The organism is Arthrobacter sp. H5, from assembly GCF_000520595.1.
Classification (GTDB): Bacteria; Actinomycetota; Actinomycetes; order Actinomycetales; family Micrococcaceae; genus Arthrobacter_D.
The window spans coordinates 26,726-30,615 of the sequence record NZ_KI914998.1 but is presented as its reverse complement, the minus strand read 5'-3'; the positions used below and the strand labels follow the sequence as shown (position 1 = coordinate 30,615).

Here is a 3,890-nt window from a genome sequence, read left to right as displayed (position 1 = left end):
CGTAGCCCTGCAGCTGCCACATCCCGGGGGCGTCAATCCTGCCCGGTTCTCCAAGGTCGGAGCCGTCCGGCCTTAGTCCATAGCGAAAGTCCCAGGTGCCGTCCAGATTCAGGGCGGGCGCGTTGGTGGCAAGATGCGCGCGGCCGGGGAGGATGTTCCGCCCTGCCGGTAGCTCATCCCAGTACCGTTCACCGGTGATGAGGGTTGACGGGCTGACGGGAGCTGATGTGTTGGCAGTCACGTTTCAACCCTATGACTGCCGCTCCAACGCATCAAACGCCGGGCGAAATGTGAACGCCGTCCCTACCAGCATGGCCGCAAGGATCGCAACGCCGATGCCCAGGGTGGCCGCATCGGGAAGCACAATCGACTGGCCGCGCAGCGCCTGCCAGGTGAACAAGGCCGTGAAGGCGAGATATCCAGCGGACGCGATCCATATGAGCCGTGCGCGGACTTTGACGTCACGCAGCGCCGCGATCCTCCGCGACAGGATCTCCAGCGCAATCAGAGCGAGCGGTATGGCCTGCAGCGCGTGCATGCCGACAAAGTGTGGGATGCGCAGGTCTCCGGCGACCGTGCCCCAGCCCAGGATGGGCAGGCCCGGCCCACCATCGGCGATGCCGACTGTATGCGCGCCGGCCACTCCCTGGAAATCGTTCAACTGGGCGGCGGTGGGACTGGTCATGAGGAAGCCGAGGCCCAGCCCGATGAGCGAGATGACGGCGCCGTTCCGTATCGCGACCGTGCGTGCGCGGTCGCCCAGCGGGTTCCGGAACAGTACGACGGCGGCAACAAACGTTGCGATCCAGACGCCAACAATGGAGACCCCCATGATGGACCACATGGCGGTGGTGAGGGGCATGGTGAGATTGAAGTGGCTGGTGACCCCAGCTGCTGCGGCTCCGGTGATGACCACAAGCTCCACGGCGAGGAGGACGGCGATTGACGTTCCGACCACTGAAGCTGTCTTTCGGCCGCGCTGCAGCTGACCAATCAGCCAGGACCAGGTGACAGAATAAATCAGGGTGGAGAGTGCAAATTTCAGCGGTTTGTCCCAGGCGTTGAGTCCGGTGATCTCGCGGCCGTCCGTAAATCGGGCCAGCAGTGCGAAGGCGGCCAGCAAAGCCATTGCGCCAGCCAGCCACAGTAGCGGCCGGTGCCAGTGAATGGTGGATGGGGGCGTCAGCATGCGCCCTTCGTGAATAGTTGTTTGCGTCATGACGCATTCCTGTCGGTTTGTTTCCCGGGTGCTTCGGGAGGGAACTGTTCCCTCGATACGTGCTCCTGCGCCATCCGGCGCAGGGCCGCAAACATGGCGTCGCCCAGAACGGTGCCCGCCACCACGGTGTCCGCCATCGCCGAGACATCCGGCTGGCGTGCAAGAGCCTGGATATCGGCGCGGGCCACCAACTCGGCGGCATCCGCGTAATCGTCAATCAGGTCAACCAGCTCGGGATGTCCCAGGACCGCAAAAGAGTCGGCAACCTTGGCGGCACCGGCCCTTCCCGGATTTTCCTCGGAAACCTGCCAGCCGTGCTGCGCAATCACAGCATCCACCCGCCGGCGGCCGGCGCCCTCCGGGGCAGACGAGTAGAGCTCGAACCGGGAAGCGGCAAGCTGGGCGGTGGCAAACACCTGGTTGAGCGGAACATCGGCGTCCACTGTGGTGAGGACCTCGCGGGCGGACGCGATGGACAACCCCGCAATATCCACGAGCGCCCGGATGAGGCGCAGCCGCCGCACATGGTGGTCGCTGTAGGTCGCCTGATTCACGCTGGTGGAAGCGCCAGCCGGCAGCAGGCGCTCGCGGATGTAGAACTTGATGGTGGCCACCGGTATGCCGCTGACGCTGGCAAGGTCTGAAACGCGCATATGGATAGTATGACTATCCGATAGTGAAACTGTCTATAAGTCGCAAATTCTCTCTTGAGTGTGACGCAGGTTACTGCTAGCATCATGTTCACAATATGGTGGCTAACCCACAATGTGGTTTCAGGAGAAAAGCAATGACGCAGCCTGCACAGGTAGAACCATCGGCGTACGCAGTCGAGTTGAGTGCCTGCACCAAGGAGTTCAGCACTCCCGGCGGACAGTCCTACGTTGCGGTCCAAGACATTGACCTGAAGGTTGAACCCGGGCGTTTCGTGTCCATAGTGGGCCCAACCGGCTCCGGCAAATCCACCATCCTGAACATGGCAGCAGGACTGCAGACACCGACGTCGGGCACTGTAAAAAGCTTCGGCACAGCCATCGACGGCGTGAACCGCCGAGCCTCCTACATGTTCCAGCAGGACGCGCTGCTGCCGTGGAAGTCCGTCATTGACAACGTCAGTCTCGGGCTCATCATGGCCGGTGTATCCAAAGCCGACGCCTATTCAGAGTCCCGCCGCTGGCTTGAAAAGGTGGGCATGAAAAACTTTGCGGACCGGTACCCGCACCAGCTCAGCGGTGGAATGCGGAAGCGCACCGCCGTCGCGCAGGCCTGGATTGTGGATCCTGACATCCTCCTGATGGATGAACCGTTTTCCGCACTCGACGTGCAGACACGCCAGATCATGGAAAACGAACTGCTGCAGCTGTGGCAGGAATCTGGGAAGGCTGTCGTCTTCATCACCCACGATCTGGACGAGGCGATCGCTCTGTCCGACGAGGTACTCATCCTCGGAGCCGGGCCTGGCAGCACGGTCGTGGGTAGCTACGAGATATCCATTCCGCGACCCCGCGACCTGCTGGACATTCGCGATGACCCGCAGTTCGTGGACCTGCACCGAGAAATCTGGGGTCGCCTGAAGGTGGAAGTTTCCAGGACGTACGCATCAGCCCGGGAAGAAAGTGAAGTCGCATGACTGTGACACCAGTCCAAAAGAACGTCAGCCCCGCCGCGCAGCGCCGGGTCACCAAGAAAAAGAGCGAGGCGTCGGGTGCCTCCATCCGGCTGGCCCAGCTCGGCATGACAGTCGTGGTGCTGGGTGCCTGGGAGTTGCTGGGCCGTGCGGGCATCATCGACCCGTTCTTCTTTCCGCTGCCATCCGACATCCTCATCACGGTCTGGGAATGGATTTCAACCGGTTACGTGTTCCCACACCTCTGGATCACCATGCAGGAAGCGATCCTCGCCTTCATCACAGGTGCCGTCGCCGGACTCGTCTTGGGATTCCTGCTTGCCCGGGTCCATTTTCTGGAGCGCCTGTTCGAGCCATTCCTGCAGATGTTCAACGCCCTGCCCCGCGTGGTGCTGGCCCCTATCTTCCTGCTCTGGTTTGGCCTGGGCATTTGGTCGAAGGTTGCCTTTGGCTTCACCCTGGTGTTCTTCATCGTCTTCTTCAACACCCTGGAGGGTGTCAAGAGCGTGGACCGGGTGTTGGTAAACAATGCCCGAATGCTCGGAGCCAGCGAGAAGCAGTTGCTGCGCCACGTCTTCATTCCCAGCGCCCTGACCTGGATCTTCTCCAGCCTCCACATCAGCGTGGGCTTCGCCATTACCGGCGCGGTGGTCGGTGAATACCTCGGAGCCTCCGCCGGCGTCGGCTACGCCATTGCGCAGGCCCAGGGCGTCTTCGACACCGAGGGGGTCTTCGCAGGCATGTTCATCCTGATGATTGTGGTCCTGATCATCGATCTACTTGTCAACCGCGCCGAACGGCGCCTCCTCCGATGGCGCCCCAACCAGTCCGCCACCTAGCCTGCGGCCCACACCACCCCCGTAGCCGCGTCAAACAAACTGCTCTGCCATTCAACTACTACGCCGTTCAACTACCCTGAAGGAATTTCCCATGAACATCATGCACAGCCGGCAACGGGGCCGGACCAGCACTGCGAAGTCCCTTGCGGTCGCCGCCGCCCTTACCCTCGCGCTGTCCGCCTGTGGCGCACCTGCGGCGGCCCCGCCC

5 protein-coding genes are annotated in these 3,890 nt (G+C 62.2%); 2 read left to right on the top strand and 3 right to left on the bottom strand.

What is annotated here, in order from left to right; genetic code table 11:
- The 3 genes from Y708_RS29850 to Y708_RS0112190 all read right to left on the bottom strand — a co-directional run.
- The coding region (locus Y708_RS29850; RefSeq protein WP_035776183.1) for a hypothetical protein at nucleotides 1-241 on the bottom strand (241 nt) is incomplete at its 3' end.
- A 9-nt stretch (nucleotides 242-250) separates the two neighbouring features.
- Nucleotides 251-1,219, bottom strand: a complete 969-nt coding sequence (locus tag Y708_RS0112195; protein WP_216699790.1) for a hypothetical protein — start codon at nucleotides 1,217-1,219, stop codon at nucleotides 251-253.
- A complete protein-coding gene (locus Y708_RS0112190) occupies nucleotides 1,216-1,872 on the bottom strand; it encodes a MerR family transcriptional regulator (protein WP_028280150.1) in 657 nt (218 codons plus the stop codon). The genes Y708_RS0112195 and Y708_RS0112190 overlap by 4 nt, the downstream gene beginning before the upstream one ends.
- A gap of 134 nt (nucleotides 1,873-2,006) precedes the next feature.
- Between Y708_RS0112190 and Y708_RS24685 the strand changes: the two genes are divergently transcribed.
- Together Y708_RS24685 and Y708_RS0112180 are read left to right on the top strand one after the other, a co-directional pair.
- The gene (locus tag Y708_RS24685) at nucleotides 2,007-2,846 is read left to right on the top strand and encodes an ABC transporter ATP-binding protein (protein ID WP_035776181.1); all 840 of its coding nucleotides are present in this window, start codon (nucleotides 2,007-2,009) and stop codon (nucleotides 2,844-2,846) included.
- Complete coding sequence (locus tag Y708_RS0112180) at nucleotides 2,843-3,682, top strand: ABC transporter permease (RefSeq protein ID WP_081746750.1); 840 nt, start codon at nucleotides 2,843-2,845, stop codon at nucleotides 3,680-3,682. Before Y708_RS24685 ends, Y708_RS0112180 begins: the two co-directional genes overlap by 4 nt.
- Nucleotides 3,683-3,890: the final 208 nt, after the last annotated feature.